1 pseudogene is annotated in these 258 nt (G+C 39.1%); it reads right to left on the bottom strand.

From position 1 onward, the window contains the following. A pseudogene (locus SB660_RS21835) lies at positions 1 to 258 on the bottom strand (hypothetical protein); the annotation flags it as partial.

Here is a 258-nt window from a genome sequence, read left to right as displayed (position 1 = left end):
CTTCTCAGCCATTACTTGCCCCGCCGTTTTTAATCTTGAGCTGTTCACCATTTCACTATGAACTTCAACAGATAAGTGATTCCACTCTCCAGTACGAGGGCGACCTAATACAATGGAACTTGGAATAAACACGCCAATAACTTTCGAATTTAACACTTCAGATTTTATTGCTGAAACAGCAGCTTTAAAAAATGGAGGGGTGATATCTTCATCCCAAATAGCCGAAGCGATTATTCCATTTTCATCAATAGTTACAAG

Origin of the sequence: Bacillus sp. SIMBA_005, assembly GCF_046535585.1 — a bacterium.
GTDB lineage: Bacteria > Bacillota > Bacilli > Bacillales > Bacillaceae > Bacillus > Bacillus pumilus.
Note: the sequence above shows the minus strand (reverse complement) of the source record. Positions and strands in the feature narration are given on the sequence as shown.